Annotated in this window: 2 protein-coding genes; both read left to right on the forward strand. The window is 35.2% G+C overall.

All coding sequences use genetic code 11. From position 1 onward, the window contains the following. Nucleotides 1–107: 107 nt before the first annotated feature. Entirely contained in the window at nt 108–611 is a 504-nt protein-coding gene (locus tag BLS65_RS17730; RefSeq protein WP_092441116.1) for a PIN domain-containing protein, read from the forward strand. A gap of 176 nt (nt 612–787) precedes the next feature. Beyond that, nucleotides 788–1,429, forward strand: a complete 642-nt coding sequence (locus BLS65_RS17735) for a porin family protein (RefSeq protein WP_092441117.1) — start codon at nt 788–790, stop codon at nt 1,427–1,429. The last annotated feature ends 45 nt before the right edge of the window (nt 1,430–1,474 follow it).

A 1,474-nucleotide genomic window follows, 5' to 3' on the forward strand; every position in this document is an offset into this window, starting at 1 on the left:
GTCGCAAAATTGGAATAGTGGAGTAATTCAGGTTAGTGCAGCATTTTAATGCTAACAAAATATTATCAACAACATTTTTTTAGATTACAGCCAATCTTTCTAACTATTTGCAGGGTGACGCAAAGACAAATTATTTGAATACTATTTCTGAGTATAAAGATGAAGCGAATAGAATAAAAAAAGCCGAAGAACGTGTTGAAGAAGTAGAAGCATTTATGAAATCCTGTATCATAATTGAAACCACAGAAGCACAAAAATTATTTATTGCAGAGCTCTCCACAAATAAAAATCCTCCATTTCAAAACAATAAGAACAATTTCAATGACGCATTAATTCTTAGGAATATTTGCGAATTTGTTGAGAATGAAGTCCCAGCATTATATGACTTAATATATGTTTCAAACAACCCTGATGACTTCGTAGACAAAGAAACAAAAGAAGTATATTCAGACCTGCTTGTTGGTTTAAATCCTATAAGACTAAAAAATGTTACAGAGCTAGGAGAAGCGTTGAAACTTGCTCCAGAACTTATAGAAGATTTTGACGAGTGGTTAGAAATACAATTGGACAATCAAGCTATGTATGAACTTGATATTATGCGTGGAAAATAAAATAACGAACAGCTAACAGCAGCTACAAGAAATTGCCGGTTCAGTGGTTAAATCAAATACTGCGTTTCGTATCAAGTCCAGTACTGGCGGATAGTTTAGCGCTTCGAAATCGCCAACTTCTTGTAGCTGCAAACCGTTATAGCCAATTATTAAACGACACCACATAACGACAGACAATGAAACAAATATTCTTAATCATCTTGACAATTACAACTTTTAAAGTTGCTGGACAAAATCACCTTATCGGAGTGAAAGGTGGGGCTAACTGGACGAATATTACTACAAGCAATTTTGTAAACCAAAACGACTTTAGGACTGGAATATCCGCTGGACTGACATACGAATATTTATTTAAAAAACATTTTTCAGTTGGGGCGGACTTAATTTACAATCAGCGGGGCTTTACTAACGACATTGTTTTCACCGATAATTTAGGAAACCCAACGGGTGAAAAATATACAACTAAATTCAACGACGACTATGTTTCACTCCCAATAAAGACAGGATTTAACATTGGAAATAAGTTTTATGGATTTACAAATATCGGAGTAATACCATCTTTACTAGTTGACGCCAAGACAGTATCACCAACTTTTAACACAGACGGAAAGGTGACAGGAAATGAAACATTTGATGTGACCAGTCGAGTTACAAAATTTGACTTCGCAGGCCTTGCCGAAATTGGTGGTGGTTATAAATTTAAGAACAGATATTGGCTGTTTACATCGTTTGCTTATCAATGTAGCTTTACGACAATTACAAATTCAGAATCACTACTGTCCGACAAAAAGATTCCAGTTGAAACGTTAGTTGAATAAAAATAAGGGGCTACTCCCCGAAGGTTTCACCCCGATGTTGTAGAT

Source organism: Williamwhitmania taraxaci, from assembly GCF_900096565.1.
Lineage (GTDB): Bacteria > Bacteroidota > Bacteroidia > Bacteroidales > Williamwhitmaniaceae > Williamwhitmania > Williamwhitmania taraxaci.

Excerpts from the sequence above, each read along its gene's own strand:
- BLS65_RS17735 (WP_092441117.1), top strand. The coding sequence starts at position 788 with ATGAAACAAATATTCTTAATCATCTTGACAATTACAACTTTTAAAGTT.